The organism is Delftia sp. RIT313, assembly GCF_000632165.1.
GTDB lineage: Bacteria > Pseudomonadota > Gammaproteobacteria > Burkholderiales > Burkholderiaceae_C > Comamonas > Comamonas acidovorans.
In genome coordinates, this window is record NZ_JFYT01000066.1 from 13,409 (window position 1) to 32,450 (window position 19,042).

Here is a 19,042-nt window from a genome sequence, read left to right on the forward strand (position 1 = left end):
GCGCCGTTTTCTTTGGGTATTACCCACGCTGTGCGGGTCCGGTTCTCGAAGTTGTTTGCGCAAAACCCCTTGCGCACGCTTGACTGCTTCACTCGGCTTCCCCCTACGAGCGACTTGCCTGGAGCAAGTTTGTTTAGAATTCTTTGCGTAATTTCAGTAAATACTGAAATTACAGAATAAATGAACAAACCTTGTACCCCGTCATTGCCTGAGTTCCACCAGCTGGCGCGTCGTCCGATGGCGGGTACGGGGCGCCTGGTGCTGGCCTCGCTGCTGTGGCTGCCCCAGGCGCTGCTGCTGGCGCTGGCCGTGCAGTCCATGGCCGAGGGCGCGGGCAGGGAGCCGCTGTGGCCACTGTGGCAGCTTGCGGCCGGCGTGGCACTGCTGGGCGGATTGCGCGCCTGGTGCGATGCCAGCGGCACACGCCGCGCCAATCTGCAGGCGCGCAGTCTGGTGAGTGCGCTGCGAATGCAGGTGCTGCGCACGCTGGCGGGCACCTCGCCGCTGGACCGCCAGCGCGCGGCCTCGGGCCAGGCGGCCAGCGCCATGGCCGAGCAGGCCGAGGCCATCGTGCCCTGGCTGTCGCGCTACCAGACCGCCATGTGGCGCGTGCGCACCGTGCCGCTGGTGATTGCGCTGGCCGTGGCCAGCCAGAGCTGGGTGGTGGCGCTGATCCTGGTGGTGGCCGCACCGCTGATCCCGCTGTTCATGGCCATCGTCGGCTGGCGCGCCAAGGCGGCCAGCCAGGCGCAGATGGTGGAGCTGGGCGGCATGAACGCCTTCCTGCTCGACCGCCTGCGCGGGCTGTCCACCCTGCGCGCCCTGGGCGCGGTGGATGCCACGGCGCAGCGGCTGCGCTCCAATGCCGAATCCCTGCGCGAACGCAGCATGCGCGTGCTGCGCATCGCCTTTCTGTCCTCTGCGGTGCTGGAACTGTTCTCGGCCCTGGGCGTGGCCATGGTGGCCGTGTACGTGGGCTTTCACCTGCTGGGCCATCTGCCGTTTGGCAGCTGGGGCCAGACACTGAGCCTGGGCCAGGCGCTGTTCGTGCTGCTGCTGGCGCCCAGCTTCTTCGATCCCCTGCGTGAGCTGTCTGCCGTCTGGCACGACCGCGCCAGCGGCGAGGCTGCGCTGCAGGCCCTGGGCAATCTGGGCCGCGATGCGCAGCCGCTGCCCGGCGCGCTGGCTGCGCCCGGCAGGGCGGCCGGCCAGGCCTGCGCCCTGCACCTGGAGCAGGTGCGGCCCCAGGCGCCAGGCGGCGCGGTCACGCTGCCGGCGCTCACGCTGGACGTGCGGCCTGGCGAGCATGTGGCGCTGTGGAGCCCCAGCGGCAGCGGAAAGTCGCTGCTGCTGGCGCAGATTGCCGGCCTGCTGCCGGTAGCCGAGCCTGGGCGCATCCATATCGACGGCCAGCTGCTCGACGGCGAATCGGCCGGCCGGCTGCGCGCGCGCATGGCCTGGATGGGGCAGAGCCCCCATGTGTTCGCCGGCTCGGTGGCCGAAAACCTCCGGCTGGGCCGCCCGGGATTCACCTTCGGCGAACTGCGCCAGGCCCTGCGGCTGGCCGGGCTGGGCAAGCTGGCCGAGACCCGGCCCGGCGCCACGCTGGGCGAGGGCGGAGCCGGCCTGTCGGGCGGGGAGATCGTGCGCCTGGCACTGGCGCGCCTGGCCTTGTCGCGCGATGCAGGCCTGCTGCTGGTCGATGAACCCACGGCCCACCTGGACCCGGCCACGGCCGCCCAGGTCACCGATGCCCTGCTGCAACTGGCACGCGGGCGCACGCTGATCGTCGCCACCCACGATGCCGGACTGGCGGCCGCCATGCACCGCGTGGTGGAGCTGGCGGGCCATGCCGCCCCGCAGGAGCTGGCCGCATGAAGCCCCGCTCCACCCTCCGGCCCGTGCTTGCTGTCCTGGCGCGCATGGCGCCCCGGCGCCTGTGGCTGGGTGGCGCGCTGCTGGCCCTGCTCACGGTGCTCATGGGCATGGCGCTGCTGGGCCTGTCGGGCTGGTTCATCACGGCCACGTCGCTGGCCGGGCTGCTGCCGGCCACGGCCATCGTCTTCGATGTGTTCATGCCTTCGGCCGGCATCCGCCTGCTGGCCCTGGGCCGCACGGGCACGCGCTATGCCGAAAGGCTGGTCACCCATGACGCCACCCTGGCCGTGCTGGCCGCCCTGCGCGAGCGGCTGCTGCGCAGCTGGGCCACGCCCGCCGCCGCCCTGAGCCTGCGCCTGCGGCCCGCACGCCTGCTGCAGCGGCTGACGGCCGACGTGGATGCGCTGGACAGCCTGTACCTGCGCCTGTTCGTGCCCTTGCTGGCCGCCACGGGTGCCACGCTGGTCGCCGCCCTGGCGCTGGGCCTGATGCGCTGGTGGCTGGGCATGGCCTTGGCTGCGTGGCTGCTGGCCACGGGCCTGGGCAGCGCCCTGTGGCTGGCCCGCGGCGCGCGCCGGCCCGCCGTGCGCCGCGCGCTGGCGCTGGAGTCCCTGCGCGCCCGCACGGCCGACCTGGTGGCCGGGCAGGCAGAGCTGGCCATGGCCGGCACCCTGGCCGCGCATTGCGAACGCATTGCCGCCCTGGACGCACGCGTGGCCGAGGCCGATGCCGAGCTCCACGGCCTGGAGGCCCGAACCTCCTTCGTGCAAGGCCTGTGCGGCGCCCTGGCCCTGGCCGGTGTGCTGCTGGGCGTAGGCTGGCTGGCCGAGGCCGGCCTGCTGGGCGCCCCCGTGGCCGCGCTGGCCCTGTTGCTGGCGCTGACGGCCATGGAGCCCTTTGCCGCATTGCGCCGTGGCGCGCTGGAGGCCGGCCGCAGCTGGCTGGCCGCGCGCCGGCTGGCGCCTGCCCTGCGCGATGGCGCTGCGCAAGTCGCCTGCGAACCGGCTGCGCCCAGGCAAGGCTTGGCGGTTGAGCTGGAGCAGGTCGTGGCACCCCGTGCCGCCGTGCTGGCCCAGGACATCCGTATCGCCGAAGGCGAGCGTGTCGCCCTGCTGGGCGCCAGCGGCGCGGGCAAGACCACGCTGCTGTCCCTGATGGCCGGCGAGCTCCCGCCGCTGGCCGGCGCCGTGCGTGCCCGGCGCTGCACCTGGATGACGCAACGCACCGAACTGTTCGAGGACAGCCTGCGCGACAACCTTTTGCTGGCTTGCCCCGAGGCCGCCGAGGACATGCTGTGGGCGGCGCTGGAAGTCGCCGGGCTGGCCGGCGATGTGCGCGCCATGGCGCAGGGCCTGGACACGCGGCTGGGCGAGGGCGGGCTGGGCCTGTCCGGCGGCCAGGCACGGCGCCTGGCGCTGGCGCGGCTGCTGCTGAGCCCCGCGCGCTGCTGGCTGCTGGACGAAGTGACCGAGGGCCTGGATGCACGCACGGCCGCCGACCTGCTGGTGCGGCTGGACAGTGCAGCCCGGGGCCGCACCCTGGTGCTGGCCACCCACAAGCTGCGGGAGGCGCAACTGGCCGACCGGCTGCTGTGGGTGGAGCAGGGCCGCGTGGTGTCCGAGGCGCTGCGCGGCACACCGCCGTTCGATGCGGCCCTGGCGCGCCTGCGGCAGGACGGCTGATCAAGGATTTCACCAAGTACCCCGAGAGAAAGGATCTCACCATGGACCTCGACATCGTCGATCTATCGCGGCTGCAGTTCGCGGTAACGGCGCTCTACCACTTCCTGTTCGTGCCGCTGACCATCGGCCTGGCCGTGATCATCGCCATCATGGAGACCGTCTACGTGATGACGGGCCGCACCATCTGGCGCGACATGACGAAGTTCTGGGGCACGTTGTTCGGCATCAACTTCGCCATGGGCGTGGCCACGGGCATCGTGATGGAGTTCCAGTTCGGCATGAACTGGAGCTACTACAGCCACTACGTGGGCGACATCTTCGGCGCGCCGCTGGCCATCGAGGGGCTGATGGCCTTCTTCCTGGAAGCCACCTTCGTGGGCCTGTTCTTCTTCGGCTGGGACCGCCTGAGCAAGGTCGGCCACCTGGTGACCACCTGGTGCGTGGCCCTGGGCTCGAACTTCTCGGCGCTGTGGATCCTGATCGCCAACGGCTGGATGCAAAACCCCGTGGGCGCGGCGTTCAACCCGCAGACCATGCGCATGGAGGTCACCGACTTCTTCGCGGTGCTGACCAACCCCGTGGCCCAGGCCAAGTTCGTGCACACGGTCTCGGCCGGCTACGTGACGGCGGCCATCTTCGTGCTGGGCGTCTCGGCCTGGTATCTGCTCAAGGGCCGGCATATCCAGCTGGCGCGCCGCTCCATGACGGTGGCCACCTCGTTCGGCCTGGCCGCCGCGCTGTCGGTGGTGGTGCTGGGCGATGAAAGCGGCTACCTGTCGTCGGAGCACCAGAAGATGAAGCTGGCCGCCATCGAGGCCATGTGGGACACCGAGCCCGCACCGGCCGCCTTCACGGCCTTCGGCTTCCCCGACAAGGCCGCACGCGAGACGCACTATGCCGTGCACATTCCCTGGGTCATGGGCCTGATCGGCACGCGCTCGCTGACCACCGAGATCCCCGGCATCAACGACCTGGTCCAGCGCACCGAGCAGTACATCCGCAACGGCATCGAGGCCTATGGCGCGCTGGAGGCCATCCGCGCCGCCGGCCCCACGGGCCAGGTGCCGGCCGAGGCCAAGGCCGTCTTCGAGGACAAGGGCGGTCAACTGGGCTACGCGCTGCTGCTCAAGCGCTACGTGGACGACCCGCGCCAGGCCACGGACGCGCAGATCGCCCAGGCCGCCTGGGACACCGTGCCGGCCGTGGGGCCGCTGTTCTGGGCCTTCCGCATCATGGTGGGGCTGGGCATGTTCTTCATCGCGCTCACGGCCGCGTTCTTCTGGCTGTCGGTGCGGCGCAGGCTGGACGCCCATCCGTGGATGCTCAAGCTGGCCGTGATCGCCATTCCCCTGCCCTGGATCGCGGCCGAGTGCGGCTGGATAGTGGCCGAGGTGGGCCGCCAGCCCTGGATCATCGAAGGCGTGCTGCCCACGGCGCTGGCCGTGTCCAACCTGGGCGCGGGCACGCTGCTGCTGACGATTGCAGGCTTCATCGCCATCTACTCCGTGCTCTTCGTCATCGAGATGAAGCTCATGGTGAAGGCCATCCGCAAGGGACCGCAGGAGGAAAGCGCACCGCACCTGACCACCTACTTCCCTCTGATGCAAAAACTCGCCCGCGGGCAATGACCAAGGGAGATTGTCACCATGATTCTTCACGAACTGATCAGCTACGACATCCTGCGCCTGCTGTGGTGGGGCCTGCTGGGCGTGCTGCTCATCGCCTTTGCCGTCACCGATGGCTTTGACCTGGGCGCTGCCGCGCTGCTGCCGCTGGCGGCCAGGACCGACGTGGAGCGCCGCGTCGTCATCAACTCGCTGGGCCCGGTCTGGGAAGGCAACCAGGTCTGGCTCATCCTGGGCGGCGGTGCCATCTTTGCGGCCTGGCCGCAGCTGTACGCGGTCTCGTTCTCGGGCTTTTACCTGGCCATGTTCGCGGCCCTGGTGGCGCTGATCCTGCGGCCCGTGGCCTTCAAGTTCCGCAGCAAGCGCGAGGAGCCGGCCTGGCGCGCGCGCTGGGATGCCGTGCTGTGCATGGCCGGCGTGGTGCCTGCGCTGATCTTCGGCGTGGCACTGGGCAATGTGCTGCAGGGCGTGCCCTTCCGCCTGGCACCCGACATGCGCATCTATTACGAGGGCACGTTCTTCGGCCTGCTCAACCCGTTTGCGCTGCTGGCCGGCCTGGTCTCGCTGTGCATGCTGCTCATGCATGGTGCGTCCTGGCTGGTGTTCAAGACCGAGGGCGATGTGGCCGCGCGCGCGCGCCGCTTCGGCATGGTGGCGGCCGTCGCCACCACGGTGCTGTTCGCGGCGGCTGGCGTGTGGCTGGCCGCGCTCAATGGCTACCGCATCACCAGCGAGATCAACACCACCGGACCGTCCAACCCGCTGTTCAAGACGGCTGCGCTGCAGGCGGGCGCCTGGTTCGCCAACTACCAGGCCAGGCCCGTGCTCTGGGCCGTGCCGGCCATCGGCCTGCTGATGCCGCTGCTGGCGGCGCTGGGCCTGTGGCTGCGCCGCGAGTGGCTGGCCCTGCTGTCCAGCGGCCTGGGCATTGCCGGCATCATCGCCAGCGTGGGGGCGTCCATGTTCCCGTTCATCCTGCCCTCGTCGCTGAACCCGCAGCACAGCCTCACGGTCTGGGACTCTTCGTCCAGCCATGTGACGCTGTTCATCATGCTGGTGTGCGCGCTGATCTTCGTGCCCCTCATCGTGGCCTACACCAGCTGGGTCTACAGCGTGCTGCGCGGCAAGGTCGACCCGATGGCCATCATCGAGGGCCGCGGCCACTCGTACTGATCCACCGAATCAAGCAACGACATTCAACGTCAAGAAAGGACACAACACCATGTGGTACTTCGCCTGGTTGCTCGGCCTGCCGCTGGCGGCCGCCTTCGCGGTGCTCAACGCGATGTGGTACGAACTGATGGACGACGAGGCCACGCGCCGCGAACTCCTGGCCCGGGAGAAATAAAGCTCCCCCTGAGGCGCTTCGCGCCTTCCCCCTCTCTCTTCGGGAGGGGGACGACACCCTCGCTGCGGGGGCGGCCCTTGCTCGGTGTCCCTCGCTTTGGGCTACGCCAGTTTTTGCACGCGCTTACCGCCAATGAAGCATTGCTGTAAACACAATGAGCTCCCTCGGGAGCTCATTTTTGTACGCAGGCTTGCCAGGTTCAATCGTCGGTGTCATCCGCCTTGGCGCGGCCCTTGCCGCCCGTGATGCGGTCCTTCAGATCCAGCAGCCGCGTCACGGCCGTGCCCATGCCCATGAGCTGCATGGCGGTCTCGGGCGACAGGCGCTGCACGTCGTCGAACCAGTTCATGAGCCGGTCGATCAGCTCGTACATGTCGCGCATGCGCTGCTGGGCGTAGCGCTCTTCTTCGGTGGTGACTTCCTCCAGCATGGCGGCGCGCAGCATGGACTGGGTGGGCTCGATCTCGCGGCGGCGGCGTTCCTCGGCCAGGCGGCGGAAGATTTCCCAGACATCCTGCGGCGCCTCGAAATACTCGCGCCGGTCGCCGGGCTGGTGGCGCAATTGCACCAGGCGCCAGGCCTGCAATTCCTTGAGCCCCATGCTCACGTTGGAGCGCGAGAACTCCAGCGTCTCGGCGATCTGGTCGGCATTGAGCGGCTCGGGTGAAAGAAACAGCAGTGCGTAGATCTGGCCTACCGTGCGGTTGATGCCCCAGCGGCTGCCCATCTCGCCGAAGTGCGAGACGAACTGCCGGTTCAACGCCGGAAGAGGTTTGGATTGCGTCATGGCATGCATTGTGCCTGCGCGTGCGCGGCACGCTCCGGGCGGCTTGGGAAGCGATGTGTCAGCTTTCTGCAAGTCGCGCCCAAAAGGCGCACAATGGCGCCTTTGCGGGCTTGCGGCCAGGCGGCCCGGGCCCTGCGCCTTCCCGCCCCGTACCGACTACAGATTGCCCCATGTCCCACGCTAGCCGCAGTGCGCTGATCGACTGCACCAAGGGCCTGGCCTGTGCCGCCATCATCTGGCACCACCTGGCCTTCTACGGCCCCATGTCCGATATCGCCCATCCGGCCGCGCCGGACCTCATCGACTGGCTCTATGAATATGCGCGCATGGCCGTGCAGATCTTCCTGGTGCTGGGCGGCTACCTGGCTGCGGCCAGCATGGCGCCGCAAGGCCACGGCCAGCACAGCGATCCGTGGTCGCGCATCGGGCGCCGCTTCGTGCGTCTGGTCGTGCCCTATGCGGTGGCCCTGGTCGTGGCCATCGTGGTCTCGGCGGCCGTGCGGCCCTGGTTCGACCATGCCTCGGTCTCCGGCGAGCCCGATCTCTGGCAACTGGTGGCGCATGCGCTGCTGCTGCAGAACATCGTGGGCGAGGAATCTCTGTCCGCGGGCGTCTGGTATGTGTCCATCGACTTTCAGCTGTTTGCGCTGACTGCGCTGCTGCTGGCCGGCACGCGCTGGGGCGGTGCCTTGCTGCGCCGCCGCTTTGGCGGCGACGCCCTGTCACGCTGCTGGCCCTGGGCGCTGAGCGTGGCGCAGGCGCTGGTGGTGATCGGCGTGGCGGCCTCGCTGCTGGGCTTCAATCTGGATGCGCAATGGGACGTGTGGGCGCCGTACTTCTTTGGCGCCTACGGCCTGGGCATGCTGGCCTACTGGGCCGCGCATGCGGACAAGTCCTCGACGGCCTGGAGCTGGTCCCTGCTGATCGTGGCCCTGGTCGTGGCGGCACTGGCACTGGAGTGGCGCGACCGCATCGCGCTGGCCGGTGCCACGGCGCTGGCCCTGGTCGTGGCCATGCGCAGCCCCGCGTTTGCGCAGGCACAAGGCTGGGCGCCGCTGCGTCGGCTGGGCAAGATTTCGTACTCGGTGTTTCTCGTGCACTTCTCGGTCTGCCTGCTGGTCAATGCCGTGGAAAGCCATTTCTGGCCACATTCCATTCCCGCCGCCCTGCTGGGCATGTGCACGGCCTTCGTGCTGTCGATTGCGGCCGGCCATCTGCTGTACGAGCGCGTGGAGCGCCACGTTCCCAGCTGGCACATGGCGCTGCGCTGGCAGGCGGGCCTGGTGGGCACCGGCCTGATCGCGGCGTTTCTGGCAGGCCTGCGCTGAGGCGCCGTGCGTCAGTCCACAAACAACAAAGGCAGCCGGTTGGCTGCCTTTTTCGCTTCACGCCGGTCGGCGTTCAACGGTGCAGCTCGCCTGCGCTTTCCGGCTGGAACTCGATGGCATCCACGCGCACGGTGACCTGGCCCGAGGGACCGGCCATGCGCGACTGGTCGCCCACGCTCAGGCCCAGCAGGGCAATGCCCACGGGCGCGAAGACCGACACCTTGTCGGAGCTGCCATCCATCTCCTTGGGATAGACCAGGGTCAGCGTATTGGACTTGCCCGACTCCAGCAGCGTGAAGCGCACGGTGGAGTTCATGGTCACCACGTTGGGCGGCATTTCCTTGGGTTCGAGCACGTCGGCGCGGTCCAGCTCGGCCTCGAGCGCGTCGCGGCCGGGGAAGGCGGGTTGCTTGTCCAGCAGGGCCTCGATGCGCTCCAGGTCCAGGGACGAAAGAATGATGTGGGGCTTGCGCTCCATGGTGTTGGCTCCCTTGTGTGCTTGCGCCGTGGCTGCAGTGAAGGGCAGCGGCGCCCAAACGGACAAAAGCCCGGGCAACGCGGTTGTCCGGGCCAAGGCATCTTCAGAAAAGAGAAAAGCACCAAGTTGGTGCGATAGACCCATTGTGCAGGCCCGTGTGGGTTCTGCCAAGCGAACCCGCACGGTGCGGTGCGGATTGGCGTGGGCTTGACGCGGCCTGCTGCGAGCGCTACTGCGCGCGCGTGCTGCCCAGGGCCTTGAAAAAGATCAGCTCGGGGTCGCCGGGGTCCAGGTTGTCCACGCGCCCGCTGGGCACAAAGCCCGCCTGGGCGAACAGCGCCTGCGCGGCCAGGTTCGATGCATTGGTCGAGGTAAAGAGCTTGTCCGTGGTGCAGCGCTGCCGGGCCGCCGCCAGCAGTGCAAGCGCCACGCCGCTGCGCCGCGCTGCATCTGCCACGGCGATGAGGGAGATGAACCCATGGCCGAAGAATCCGGGCTCCAGCACGACAAAACCCGGCACGGAGCCATCCCGCTCGGCCAGCAATACCGCGCCAGCGGCCGTTTTCTCCCGCAGAAAGGCCTGGCGTTCAGCATGGCTGCGGGCATATGGATCGCAGGCCAGCAAGGACGGGAAGTCGCTGTCGATGGCAGGGCGGATGTGGTGCATGGGTCTGGATGGCATGGATCAGGGGCATTGTCATCGTTCTGGATAACGGGCTGCTGCGCAGCTATGATCTGTATGTTTGTACAGTATTCATCGTTGCGGGAGCGAACCCCATGCGCGCCAACCCAGACCTCTCTCCGGAGCCGGCCTTCATTCCCCTGCACGCCATCAAGGGCCGGGGCGCAGCCAGCCAACTGGCCCACCGTTTCACCACCGACCCGCGCGAGGCCTTCGATGACGGTTGGGGCAGCCTTGAGGCGCCGGCCGAAGACGAGGAAGCCGCGCCCCTGCGCACCGAACTGCGCTGGGAGCAGGCCCGCTCGGCGCTGAGCCGCCACCAGTCGCCCGACCTGCCGTTTCACATGGGGCTCAATCCCTACCGGGGGTGCGAGCACGGCTGCATCTATTGCTATGCCCGGCCCACGCACAGCTACCTGGGCTGGTCGCCGGGGCTGGACTTCGAGACCCGGCTCATCGCCAAGCAGAACCTGCCCGAGCTGCTGCGCGCCGAGCTGTCGCGCGCCAGCCATGTGGCCGCGCCCGTGATGCTGGGCTCGGTCACCGACTGCTACCAGCCCGTGGAGCGCGAACTGGGGCTGACGCGCCGCCTGATCGAAGTGCTGGCCGAGGCGCGCCACCCGTTTTCCATCGTCACCAAGGGCAGCGGGGTGGAGCGTGACCTGGACCTGCTGGCCCCGCTGGCGCGCCAGGGCCTGGCCTCGGTGCACATCACGCTGACCACGCTGGATGCCGACCTGGCACGCCACCTGGAGCCGCGCGCCGCCGCGCCGCACCGCCGGCTGCGCAGCATCCGCGCGCTGACCGAGGCGGGCGTGCCCGTGGGCGTGAGCCTGGCACCGCAGATTCCCTTCATCAACGAAGACCTGGAGAAGGTGCTGGAGGCGGCCGCCGACGCAGGCGCGCGCCACGCCTTCTATGCCGTGCTGCGCCTGCCCTGGGAAGTGGCGCCGCTGTTCGAGCAATGGCTGCAGGTGCACTACCCCGACCGCGCCCGCCGCGTGATGGAGCGCGTGCGCGACCTGCACGGCATCCAGGGCGAGCAGCGCGAGGCCGGCCGCGTGTACAACGCCGAGTTCGGCCAGCGCATGAAAGGTACCGGCCACTGGGCCGAGCTGCTGCGCCAGCGCTTTGCCCTGGCCTGCCGTCGGCATGGGTTCAACCGCGAGCCGCTGCGGCTCGATTGCAGCCTCTACCACCCGTCGCTTTTGCTGCCGCAGCGCAGCCTGTTCTGAGAGCCTGCGTGCCAGGCACAGGCCAGGGCATGGTCCGCTAGCGGTAGTCGACCAGCTCGGACAAGGCGGCTGCCAGCGGGGAGCGCACCGACGATCGCAGCCACACCATGCCCACTTCGCGGGACGGGCTCGGAGGGGGCAGCGGCCATCGGCGCGTTCTGGCATCCGGCGGTCCCAGCACGGGCCAGTCCGGCAGGATGGAGACACCGAAGCCTTCCGCAACCAGCTGTGCGATCTGCTCGATGCCGTCCAGCTCGAAGCGAACTTTCGGCTTGATGCCGTGGCCCCGCAGGTATTCATCCGCCATTTTTCCTGCCACCACCTTGCGGTCGTACTGGATGAAGGGCTCGCGTGCGGCCGTGAGCAGCGGATCGCGCACCTTCATGTCCCGGGGCGCGAGAAGAATCAGCGCCTCGCTGCGCATCAGCCGCCATTCGCAGGTCTTGGGCATGGCGAAGGCCGGGTGCACAAGGATGGCCGCATCCAGATGGCCGGCCTGCACCTGGTCCAGCAGCAGTGAGGAAGTGCCGGGTTCGATGTAGACGCGCACGGCCGGATGGGCGCTCATCCACCGGCGCAGCAGCGGGGGCACGAGGCCCATCAGCGCCGTGGGCGTTGCCCCCAGCCTCAATGGGCCTGCGGGAAGCTCGGTGGCCGATGCGGCCGACCTCAGGTTCTCCACGGATTTGAGCACCTCCCGCGCATGCTCCACGATCCGGGCGCCAACGACGGTGGGCCGTACCGTCCGGCCCACCCGCGTGAGCAGTGCGCAGCCCACGTCGGCCTCCAGCGCACGCATCTGCTGGGCCACGGTGGTGGGCGGCAGGTCCAGCCTGCGCGCGGCGTCGGCCATCGAGCCGCAGTCCACGACGGCAATGAAGCTCTGGAGAAAGCGCGAATCCATGCGACGCATTTTGCGTCATCTGAACCATGGGACACCATCTTTGTTGCAGATCTCCTGAAGCGCAAAGTTCGCTCGTTCCCGCTTCCAAACCATGTCAGGAGAGCTCATGCCCCTCATCGAATCCATTGAAGTCTGCGTTGCCCGCGTGCCGCTGGACAAGGTCACCTATCTGTCGAACCGCACCGTGGTCGACCGCCACTACGGACTGGTCAAGGTCCGCAGCAGCGACGGCGTCGAAGGCATCGGCTTTTGCTATGTCGGCAATGCGGCGGGCGAGCTGTTCCGTGTCGCGGTCGAGCAGCTGCTCGGTCCTGTGCTGCTGGGCCGCGAGTCCCTGGCCGTCGAAGGGCTGTGGAAGGAGATGTACCAGGAGGCGCTGCTGCAAGGCCGCATGGGCACCGTGATGCGCGCACTCAGCGCTCTCGACATTGCGCTGTGGGACCTCAATGCCCGCACCGCCCAGTTGCCTTTGCACAAGTACCTGGGCGCGGTGGAGCTGGACACGGTGCCGGCCTATGCCAGCGGCGGCTACTACGTGGACGGCAAGACCGCCGGCCATGTCGGCGAGGAGATGGCCGGCTATGTCGAGCTGGGTTTCAAGGCGGTCAAGATGAAGACCGGCCGCTGGTCGCCCCAGGGCGAGGAGTCGCGCGTGAAGGCGGCGCGCGAAGCCATCGGCCCGGACGTGGAGCTCATGCTGGACTGCAACAACGGCTGGGTGGACACCGTGCAGGCCATGCAGTACCTGCGCCGCATGGAGGCGTACGACCCCTATTTCATCGAGGAGCCGTTCAGCCCCGACGATGTCGAAAGCCACGCCCGCCTGGCAAAGCTCACCCGCATTCCCGTGGCCACCGCGGAAATCGGCTATGGCCGCTGGTACCACAAGCATCTGCTCGACATGGGCGCCGCATCCATCCTGCAGACCGACGCCGCAGTCTGCGGGGGCATTACCGAGTGGAAGCGCATTGCCGCCATGGCGGCGGGCTATGGGCTGCAGATGTGTCCGCACTGGTTCCACGATGTGCACGCGCCGCTGGTGGCCGCGACCCCCAATGCGCGCTATGTCGAGTTCTTCTGGGATGACCAGGTGCTGAACTTCCGCCGCCTGCTGGACCGCCAGCTGGCGCAGGAAAAGGGCCGTGTCGTGCTGCACCAGACGCCGGGGCTCGGCTTCAATTTCGACGAGGCGCAGGTGTCCCGGTTCGGCCGCTGGACCTCGGTGGCGTAAGACCGCCGCCAGCCCATCATCCAAGGAGACAAGCCATGCAACGCAGACAGTTCCTGACCTCGGCCGCCGCAGCCGCCGCCCTGCATGCCCATCCGGGCTTTGCACAGGCCAGGCCGCCAGCGGGCCCGGTCAAAATCCTCGTCGGCTTCTCGGCAGGCGGCGGCACGGACATCCTGGCGCGGATCATCGCCAACCGGCTCAACCAGCTGTGGGCCATTCCCGTCATCGTCGAGAACCGGCCAGGGGCGGCGGGGCTGATCGCCGCTGCCGAGGCCGCCAGGGCCGCGCCCGATGGGCAGACGCTCATGATGGGCCACATCAATGCCCTGGGCATTGCCCCTGCGCTCAACCCGAGGCTCGGCTTCTCGCCGGAGCGGGACTTCTCCGCCATCGCCCTGGTGGGCCAGACCCCGCAGGTCCTGGTTGCCAGCCCCAAGGCTTCCGCCACCATGCAGGGCCTGCTGGCCGCATTGAAGCAAAAGCCGGGGGAGGTCAGCTTCGGCTCCTCGGGCACGGGGTCGGCCCAGCACCTTGCGCTGGCGCTGTTCGAGCAGACTGCGGCGGTGTCCGCGCTCCATATCCCGTACAAGGGCGCGTCGAACGTGATGACGGATCTGCTGGGCGGCCAGATCGACTACGCGTTCGAGGGGATGACCACGGCGGCGCCCTTCATCAAGGGCGGAAAAGTCCATGCAGTGGCTCAGACGGGCGTGAAGCGCGCCAAGGCCTTCGCGGAGATTCCCACGGTGGCGGAGCAGGGCTATTCCGGGTTCAACGCGAGCATCTGGTTCGGCCTGGTGGGCCCCGCAAAAATGCCCGCCGATCTGGTGGCCCGCATCAATGCGGACGTCAACCGCATCCTGGCCATGCCCGAAGTGGTGGCCAAGCTCGAAGAGTTCGGCGCAGAGGATGGAGGGGGGACGCCGCAGCGCTTTGACGCCTTCATGCGCGATGAACGGGCGAAGTGGACCCGGCTGATCCAGGCGCGCGGAATCAGGGTGGAGGGCTGAGGCGGGGGCCGAGGTGGCCCGGCGCGGTCCTCAAATCGCCTCCAGAAAAGACCTCACCAGCAGGCTGTCGCTGCGCTCGCGCATGCAATAGACATAGGTGGTGGTGCTGGCCGGGTCGCCCGCGATGCGCAGCGGGCGAAAGCGCGGGTCGGGGATGAATTCGGCTTCGGACACGGCGCCCAGTCCCAGGCCGCGCGCCACGGCTTCGCGTATGGCTTCGCGGCTGCCGATCTCCAGTTCGGTGCGCGGCTGCACGCCGGCGGCCTGCAGCACCGATTCCAGCGCGGTGCGCGTGGTCGAGCCGTGCTCGCGCAGCAGCAAAGGCTGGCCCTGCAGTTCGGACAGCGCGATTTCGCTGCGCCGCGCGAAGGGATGGGCCACATGGGCGAACAGCACGATGGCGTGGCGCGCGTACTCGCGTGCCAGCAGCTCCGGGCGGTCGTAGAGGCCGGCGAGCACGGCCACGTCGGTGTCGTAGCGTTCCAGGTCGGCCAGCACCTGCTGCGAGTTGCCCATGCGGATGGACAGCTGCATGCCCGGGTGCCGTGCGCGGTAGGCGGCCACCATTTCGATCACATGGAAGGGCCCCACGGCGCCGATCTTGAGCTCGCCCTGGTGCAACTGCCCCGAGTCGCGCAGGAAGAATTCGGCCTCGGCCTCCAGCGCCATGATTTTCTGCGCCATGGGCAGCAGTCTGGCGCCTGCGCCAGTGAGCGTCATGCGGTAGCCGCGGCGGTGGAACAGCTCGATCTGGCTTTGGCGCTCCAGCGTGGCGATCTGCGTGGAGATGGTGGGCTGGCTCACGCCCAGTGCGCGGGCGGCGGCGCTGAGGCTGCCGTGGTGGGCGACGGCGATGAAGGCGCGGTAGCGGGCGTTGCTCACGAAAGTCGGTATCTCAAGGTTTTGTCTATGGATGCTGTCAAAACCGATTCTGAAACTTTCACATGGCAGAAATATGTCGCTCCTAGCATTCAGCCATCCCCACCCGCCTGGCGATTTGGCCGGCGATTCACGGATCCACCGATCTGCCGATGTGCCTGACCTGATGCAAAGGAACGCTCCCATGAAGATGAACCGCAAGACCTGGCTGCGCCATGCCGGCGCCGTGCTGGCCCTGGCCGCCACCGCCGCCACCGCTACCACTGCCGCCTTTGCCCAGAGCGCCGAGCTGCGCGTGGGCCTGATCCCTTCGGAGGACGCGCAGGCCATGATCCGCGCCAGCCAGCAGGTCATGGACCAGCTGGCCACCCGCACCGGCATGAAGGTGCGGCCCTTCGTGGCCAATGACTACAACGGCGTGATCGAGGCGCTGCGCTCCAACAAGATCGACATCGCCTTCCTCGGCCCGTTCTCGTACGTGCTGGCCAGCCAGGTGGCAGGCGCCGAGGCCTTTGCCGTGGCCGTGACCAAGAAGACGGGCAAGAGCGCGTACCACAGCATGGTGATCTCCCGCAAGGACAAGGGCCCGGCCAGCGTGGCCGATCTCAAGGGCCGCAGCTTTGCCTTTGTGGACCCGACCTCGGCGTCGGGCCACCTGTTTCCCAAGGCCGGGTTGATGGCCGAGGGCTTCGATGCGGACAAGGGCTTTTCGCGCGTGATCTTCTCGGGCTCGCACGACGCCAGCATCATGGCCGTGGCCAACGGCAAGGTGGATGCGGCGGCCGTGGCCGACCGCATCTTCGACTCGGCCGTGAGCAAGGGCCTGGTCAAGCGCGAGGACTTCCAGATCGTCTGGCGCTCCCAGCCCATCCCCGAGTCGCCCATGACCTGGCGCAAGAACCTGGACGCAGGCACCAAGCAGAAGGTGGCTGCGGCCCTGGCCGAGGTCAAGGACCTGCCCTGGGGCGACCAGGGCGTGCTCGACGGCTTCGCGGCCACGGATGACAAGGCCTATGACGTGGTACGCCAGACGGCCAAGGCGCTCAAGCTCGACCTCGGGAGCATGAAATGATCCGCATCCGCCAATTGCGCAAGAGCTATGGCAGCAACCACGTGCTGCATGGTATCGACCTGGATGTGCAGCCCGGCGAGTTCGTCGTCATGCTGGGCCTGTCGGGGGCCGGCAAGTCCACGCTGCTGCGCTGCATGAACGGCCTGGCCCGCGCCGACAGCGGCACGCTGGAGGTGGGCGGCATGGACCTGATGCTGGGCGGCGGCAGGCACAGCCGGCGCGAGCTGGCTCGCCACGTGGCCATGGTCTTCCAGCACCACAACCTGGTGCCGCGCCTGTCGGTGCGCAAGAACGTGCTGACCGGGCGCCTGGGCCAGACCGGCACCCTGGCCTCGGTGCTGCAGCTGTTCCGCGAAAGCGATATCCGCCTGGCCGACCAGTGCCTGGAGCGCGTGGGCCTGGCCCACAAGGCACTGGAGCGCACCGAGGCGCTGTCGGGCGGGCAGATGCAGCGCGTGGGCATTGCCCGCGCGCTGGCCCAGCAGCCCCAGGTCATCCTGGCCGACGAGCCCGTGGCCAGCCTGGACCCCAAGACCGCGCGCAGCGTGCTGCAGTACCTGCGCGATGCCACGCGCGAGCTGGGCATTGCCGTGGTCTGCAACCTGCACCAGGTGGACTACGCGCGGGAGTTCGGCGACCGCGTGCTGGGCCTGGCCCAGGGCCGCATGGTCTTTGACGGATCGCCGCAGGCGCTGGACGAGGCCGCGCTGCAGGCCATCTACCATGCGCAGCCCACTGCAGGGCAAGGCGCAGGGCAAGGCGCAGGGCAGGGCGCAGAACCGGACACACCTCCGGGCACGGCGGCCATAGGGCCTGCCGGCCTGCATGCGCAGGCGCCGGTGCCTGCCTCGTGGATGCGGGCCAGCGCGCCCGCAGGAGGACTGTGATGACCAGCGCCAATTCCTGGAGCCCTGAGCCGCGCGACCGCTGGCAATGGACCGCGCCGCGCCCCCATGGCGCCCTGGGCTGGACCGGCTATGCGGCTGCGGCCCTGGCCATCGCCTGGGTGCTGCACTGGAGCGCGGGCGGCGCGCAGATGAGCTGGGGTGAACTGGCGGCAGGCATGCCCCAGATCGCGGATTTCGTGGCGCGCTCCGTGCCGCCGGACTGGAGCATGCTGCCGCGCCTGATGGCGCCTGCGCTGGAGACGGTGCAGATCGCCATCTGGGGCACGCTGCTGTCCGTGGTGCTTGCGCTGCCGCTGTCCTTCATCGCCGCCAGCAACCTGCATGGCTGGCACTGGCTGCGGCGCATCACGCGGCAGTTCCTGAACGTGGTGCGCAGCATCAACGAGCTGATCCTGGCGCTGGTCTTTGTCTCGGCCGTGGGCCTGGGGCCGTTTCCCGGCGTGCTGGCCTTGGCCCTGCATGGCATGGGCATGCTGGGCAAGTTCTTCGCCGAGAGCATCGAAGAGATCGACGACGGCCCGCTGCAGGCCCTGCGCAGCGCAGGCGCCACGCAATTGCAGCTCATCGTCTTCGGCGTGATACCGCAGGCCATCACGGCCTGGATCGCGGTCGTGCTCTACCGCTTCGAGGTCAACCTGCGCTCGGCCACGGTGCTGGGCATGGTGGGCGCGGGCGGGCTGGGGTTCGAGCTGGTCGGCAGCCTCAAGCTGTTCCGCTACCAGGAGACGGCCACCTGCATCGTGGTCATCACCGTGATGGTGATCGCCGCCGATCTCGTCTCCCACTGGCTGCGCCGCCGCATCCAGCAGGGCACCCGCCATTGAGGGCTGCGCCTTTCCCGGCGCCCCCGTTTCATTCAAAGGACCGATTTGTGTGGACCTATCACAACCCCGTTGCCATCCATGCCGGCCCCGGCCGCCTGGACCGCCTGCCCGAGCTGCTTGCCGGGCGCGACTGCCTGCTGGTGACGTTTCCCGAGGCCGAATCCCTGGGCCTGGTGCAGCAGCTGCGCCAACGGCTGGGCAGCCAGCTGCGCGGCGTGGTGGACGGCATTGCGCCCAACCCCGATGTGCAGTGGCTGGCCCCGCTGTATGACCGCGTGCACCGCGAATACGCCGAGGTCCCGTGCATCGTGGCCCTGGGCGGCGGCAGCGCCATCGACTCGGCCAAGGCGCTGATGTGCGCTACGCCCACGCGGCGTTTCGGCGAACTGCTGCAGGCCCTGGAGCAGGGGCTGGCCCTGCCGGCTGCAGGCCACAAGGCGCTGATCGCCATTCCCACCACGGCCGGCACGGGCAGCGAGGTCACGCCCTGGGCCACGATCTGGGACCAGGCCGCTGGCCGCAAGCACTCGCTGCACCAGCACTGGACCTGGCCCGAGGCCGCCATCATCGACGCGCAGCTCATGCAAAGCCTGCCGGCCGGCGCCACGCTGGCCTCGGGGCTGGATGCGCTGTCGCATGCGCTGGAGTCCATCTGGAACCGGCACCGCAATCCCGTCTCCACCACCTTGGCCGTGGGCGCCGCGCGGCGCACCCTGGCCACGCTGCCCGCGCTGATGCAGGACCTGGGCAGCCTGCCGCTGCGAAGCCGCATGGCCGAGGCAGCCCTGATGGCCGGCCTGGCCTTCTCCAACACCCGCACGGCGCTGGCGCATTCGCTGTCCTACGACATCACGCTGCGCCATGGCGTGGCCCACGGCATTGCCTGCTCGTTCAGCCTGCCGCTGGTGCTGGAGATGGCCCTGGGCGCCGACGACCAGGCCGATGCGGCCCTGCTGTCCATCTTCGATGCCGCCACGGGCGAGCTGGCCGTGCAGCGCCTGCGCAACTTCCTCGAAGGCCTGGGCGTGGCCACCGATCCCGCCCACTACGGCGTGCCTGGGGATGAGTGGCAGCAGCTGCTGCAGTCGGCCGCATCCGGCCCGCGCGGGCGCAATTTCATCCGCACGCTGGAATGAACAGGCGCGTGCGGCCCTCTTCTGTTTGAACCTCT

General features: G+C 68.7%; 18 protein-coding genes. 13 read left to right on the top strand and 5 right to left on the bottom strand.

Annotated elements, in window-relative coordinates; genetic code table 11:
• The first annotated feature begins 237 nt into the window (after positions 1-237).
• Genes cydD through cydX form a run of 5 tightly spaced genes read left to right on the top strand, consistent with a single transcriptional unit; the run spans position 238 to position 6,533 of the window.
• Positions 238-1,878 carry a thiol reductant ABC exporter subunit CydD gene (gene cydD, locus BW39_RS20035; protein ID WP_043823854.1) on the top strand — a complete coding sequence of 547 codons (1,641 nt, stop codon included), beginning with the start codon at positions 238-240 and terminating at the stop codon, positions 1,876-1,878.
• Positions 1,875-3,560, top strand: a complete 1,686-nt coding sequence (locus BW39_RS20040; RefSeq protein WP_043823855.1) for an amino acid ABC transporter ATP-binding/permease protein — start codon at positions 1,875-1,877, stop codon at positions 3,558-3,560. The genes cydD and BW39_RS20040 overlap by 4 nt, the downstream gene beginning before the upstream one ends.
• 41 nt (positions 3,561-3,601) lie before the next feature.
• Entirely contained in the window at positions 3,602-5,188 is a 1,587-nt protein-coding gene (locus BW39_RS20045) for a cytochrome ubiquinol oxidase subunit I (protein ID WP_034391473.1), read from the top strand.
• A gap of 18 nt (positions 5,189-5,206) precedes the next feature.
• Positions 5,207-6,358 carry a cytochrome d ubiquinol oxidase subunit II gene (cydB, locus tag BW39_RS20050; protein WP_012204318.1) on the top strand — a complete coding sequence of 384 codons (1,152 nt, stop codon included), beginning with the start codon at positions 5,207-5,209 and terminating at the stop codon, positions 6,356-6,358.
• A 49-nt stretch (positions 6,359-6,407) separates the two neighbouring features.
• Positions 6,408-6,533: a cytochrome bd-I oxidase subunit CydX gene (cydX, locus tag BW39_RS20055; protein WP_012204319.1), complete on the top strand. Its 126-nt coding sequence runs from the start codon at positions 6,408-6,410 to the stop codon at positions 6,531-6,533.
• Between the two features lie 199 nt (positions 6,534-6,732).
• Here cydX and BW39_RS20060 read toward each other — a convergent pair whose 3' ends face one another.
• Complete coding sequence (locus BW39_RS20060; protein ID WP_012204320.1) at positions 6,733-7,329, bottom strand: GbsR/MarR family transcriptional regulator; 597 nt, start codon at positions 7,327-7,329, stop codon at positions 6,733-6,735.
• Positions 7,330-7,490: 161 nt separating this feature from the next.
• Between BW39_RS20060 and BW39_RS20065 the strand changes: the two genes are divergently transcribed.
• On the top strand, positions 7,491-8,648 hold the full coding sequence (locus tag BW39_RS20065; RefSeq protein WP_013803452.1) for an acyltransferase family protein: 1,158 nt from the start codon (positions 7,491-7,493) through the stop codon (positions 8,646-8,648).
• A 73-nt stretch (positions 8,649-8,721) separates the two neighbouring features.
• Here BW39_RS20065 and rnk read toward each other — a convergent pair whose 3' ends face one another.
• Both rnk and BW39_RS20075 read right to left on the bottom strand, forming a co-directional pair.
• On the bottom strand, positions 8,722-9,126 hold the full coding sequence (gene rnk / locus BW39_RS20070) for a nucleoside diphosphate kinase regulator (protein WP_013803451.1): 405 nt from the start codon (positions 9,124-9,126) through the stop codon (positions 8,722-8,724).
• 229 nt (positions 9,127-9,355) lie between these two features.
• The gene (locus BW39_RS20075) at positions 9,356-9,793 is read right to left on the bottom strand and encodes a GNAT family N-acetyltransferase (protein WP_052155399.1); all 438 of its coding nucleotides are present in this window, start codon (positions 9,791-9,793) and stop codon (positions 9,356-9,358) included.
• A gap of 110 nt (positions 9,794-9,903) precedes the next feature.
• Here BW39_RS20075 and BW39_RS20080 point away from each other — a divergent pair, with 110 nt between their 5' ends.
• The gene (locus BW39_RS20080; RefSeq protein ID WP_043823857.1) at positions 9,904-11,043 is read left to right on the top strand and encodes a PA0069 family radical SAM protein; all 1,140 of its coding nucleotides are present in this window, start codon (positions 9,904-9,906) and stop codon (positions 11,041-11,043) included.
• Positions 11,044-11,080: 37 nt separating this feature from the next.
• On the opposite strand, the gene BW39_RS20085 is transcribed toward BW39_RS20080, so the two are convergent.
• Positions 11,081-11,947, bottom strand: coding sequence for a LysR family transcriptional regulator (locus BW39_RS20085; RefSeq protein ID WP_043823858.1), 867 nt, complete (start codon positions 11,945-11,947; stop codon positions 11,081-11,083).
• 106 nt (positions 11,948-12,053) lie between these two features.
• Between BW39_RS20085 and BW39_RS20090 the strand changes: the two genes are divergently transcribed.
• Together BW39_RS20090 and BW39_RS20095 are read left to right on the top strand one after the other, a co-directional pair.
• Positions 12,054-13,178 (top strand): mandelate racemase/muconate lactonizing enzyme family protein, encoded by a 1,125-nt coding sequence (locus BW39_RS20090; protein WP_043823859.1) that lies wholly within the window; start codon positions 12,054-12,056, stop codon positions 13,176-13,178.
• Positions 13,179-13,213: 35 nt separating this feature from the next.
• Positions 13,214-14,188 carry a Bug family tripartite tricarboxylate transporter substrate binding protein gene (locus BW39_RS20095; RefSeq protein ID WP_043823860.1) on the top strand — a complete coding sequence of 325 codons (975 nt, stop codon included), beginning with the start codon at positions 13,214-13,216 and terminating at the stop codon, positions 14,186-14,188.
• A 30-nt stretch (positions 14,189-14,218) separates the two neighbouring features.
• Here BW39_RS20095 and BW39_RS20100 read toward each other — a convergent pair whose 3' ends face one another.
• Positions 14,219-15,070 (bottom strand): LysR substrate-binding domain-containing protein, encoded by an 852-nt coding sequence (locus tag BW39_RS20100; protein WP_043823861.1) that lies wholly within the window; start codon positions 15,068-15,070, stop codon positions 14,219-14,221.
• A gap of 181 nt (positions 15,071-15,251) precedes the next feature.
• Between BW39_RS20100 and phnD the strand changes: the two genes are divergently transcribed.
• From phnD to psrA, 4 genes are read left to right on the top strand one after another with little or no spacing between them, the layout of a single operon-like run.
• On the top strand, positions 15,252-16,139 hold the full coding sequence (phnD, locus tag BW39_RS20105) for a phosphonate ABC transporter substrate-binding protein (protein WP_013803445.1): 888 nt from the start codon (positions 15,252-15,254) through the stop codon (positions 16,137-16,139).
• A complete protein-coding gene (phnC, locus tag BW39_RS20110) occupies positions 16,136-17,026 on the top strand; it encodes a phosphonate ABC transporter ATP-binding protein (protein WP_043823862.1) in 891 nt (296 codons plus the stop codon). Before phnD ends, phnC begins: the two co-directional genes overlap by 4 nt.
• Positions 17,026-17,871 (top strand): phosphonate ABC transporter, permease protein PhnE, encoded by an 846-nt coding sequence (gene phnE / locus BW39_RS20115; protein ID WP_013803443.1) that lies wholly within the window; start codon positions 17,026-17,028, stop codon positions 17,869-17,871. The genes phnC and phnE overlap by 1 nt, the downstream gene beginning before the upstream one ends.
• Positions 17,872-17,918: 47 nt before the next feature.
• The gene (psrA, locus tag BW39_RS20120) at positions 17,919-19,007 is read left to right on the top strand and encodes an iron-containing alcohol dehydrogenase PsrA (protein ID WP_012204331.1); all 1,089 of its coding nucleotides are present in this window, start codon (positions 17,919-17,921) and stop codon (positions 19,005-19,007) included.
• Positions 19,008-19,042: the final 35 nt, after the last annotated feature.

Bases quoted from the DNA above. Each gene is read 5' to 3' on its own strand.
- BW39_RS20090 (WP_043823859.1), top strand. From the start codon at position 12,054: ATGCCCCTCATCGAATCCATTGAAGTCTGCGTTGCCCGCGTGCCGCTG.
- cydD (WP_043823854.1), top strand. From the start codon at position 238: ATGGCGGGTACGGGGCGCCTGGTGCTGGCCTCGCTGCTGTGGCTGCCC.
- cydX (WP_012204319.1), top strand. From the start codon at position 6,408: ATGTGGTACTTCGCCTGGTTGCTCGGCCTGCCGCTGGCGGCCGCCTTC.
- BW39_RS20095 (WP_043823860.1), top strand. From the start codon at position 13,214: ATGCAACGCAGACAGTTCCTGACCTCGGCCGCCGCAGCCGCCGCCCTG.
- BW39_RS20085 (WP_043823858.1), bottom strand. From the start codon at position 11,947: ATGGATTCGCGCTTTCTCCAGAGCTTCATTGCCGTCGTGGACTGCGGC.
- BW39_RS20040 (WP_043823855.1), top strand. From the start codon at position 1,875: ATGAAGCCCCGCTCCACCCTCCGGCCCGTGCTTGCTGTCCTGGCGCGC.
- phnC (WP_043823862.1), top strand. From the start codon at position 16,136: ATGATCCGCATCCGCCAATTGCGCAAGAGCTATGGCAGCAACCACGTG.
- BW39_RS20080 (WP_043823857.1), top strand. From the start codon at position 9,904: ATGCGCGCCAACCCAGACCTCTCTCCGGAGCCGGCCTTCATTCCCCTG.
- cydB (WP_012204318.1), top strand. From the start codon at position 5,207: ATGATTCTTCACGAACTGATCAGCTACGACATCCTGCGCCTGCTGTGG.
- phnE (WP_013803443.1), top strand. From the start codon at position 17,026: ATGACCAGCGCCAATTCCTGGAGCCCTGAGCCGCGCGACCGCTGGCAA.
- BW39_RS20060 (WP_012204320.1), bottom strand. From the start codon at position 7,329: ATGCATGCCATGACGCAATCCAAACCTCTTCCGGCGTTGAACCGGCAG.
- phnD (WP_013803445.1), top strand. From the start codon at position 15,252: ATGAAGATGAACCGCAAGACCTGGCTGCGCCATGCCGGCGCCGTGCTG.
- BW39_RS20045 (WP_034391473.1), top strand. From the start codon at position 3,602: ATGGACCTCGACATCGTCGATCTATCGCGGCTGCAGTTCGCGGTAACG.
- rnk (WP_013803451.1), bottom strand. From the start codon at position 9,126: ATGGAGCGCAAGCCCCACATCATTCTTTCGTCCCTGGACCTGGAGCGC.
- BW39_RS20065 (WP_013803452.1), top strand. From the start codon at position 7,491: ATGTCCCACGCTAGCCGCAGTGCGCTGATCGACTGCACCAAGGGCCTG.
- BW39_RS20075 (WP_052155399.1), bottom strand. From the start codon at position 9,793: ATGCACCACATCCGCCCTGCCATCGACAGCGACTTCCCGTCCTTGCTG.